Raw genomic sequence first — 629 nt, 5'->3', positions numbered from 1 at the left:
GCTGCTGCGCGAGCGTGCGCAGCCGCGCCATCTCGGGCAGGTCGCGCCCGTCCGGACGTTCGTGGTCGCCGCCGACCACCAGCAGCTCGGCATCGACACCGTGGCGCTCGCGCAGCAGGGCGACGCCCTGGATCACGGTGTCGACGCCCTTGCGCGGCACCATGCGCCCGAGCTGCAGCACGACGAAGCGCCCCGGGGAGATGCCGAGCCGCGCGCGCGCCTCGTCCTGGGGCTCGGGCCAGAGTTCCTCGGGGTCGAAGCCGCAGGGCGCGATGCGGATGCGGTCGGCGGGGGCGCCGTACAGCTGCTCCATGTCGAGCCGGTCCTGCGGGCACTCGGCGATGATGCGGTCGGCGTGGCGCATCAGCGCGCTCTCGATGCGCATGCGCGCCGAGGGAAAGGCGTCGGCCGCCCCCTGGGCCAGGCGCCGCACGTGCCCGAGGGCGTGGAAGGTGATGACGAAAGGGATGCCGAGGGTGTGCTTCAGGTGCTGGGCGACCATGCCCGACATGAAGAAGTTGGCGTGGACGATGTCGTAGCCGGCATGCCGGCCCCGCGCGGCGCGCCAGGAGGTCCATGCCCGCACCGTTTCGGGGGCAACGGGGTCGTCTTGCAATTGCACCAGCCAT

The 629-nt window shown here is 72.5% G+C and carries 1 protein-coding gene; it reads right to left on the bottom strand.

Annotated features, from left to right (window positions below):
• Positions 1 to 629 (bottom strand): glycosyltransferase (locus tag KVT32_RS28275; RefSeq protein ID WP_217619224.1); only part of this gene is annotated, 629 nt, incomplete at both ends.

The sequence above is a fragment of the Achromobacter sp. GbtcB20 genome (genome assembly GCF_019091095.1).
Lineage (GTDB): Bacteria > Pseudomonadota > Gammaproteobacteria > Burkholderiales > Burkholderiaceae_B > Achromobacter > Achromobacter mucicolens.
This window is presented reverse-complemented; position numbering and strand designations above follow the sequence as displayed.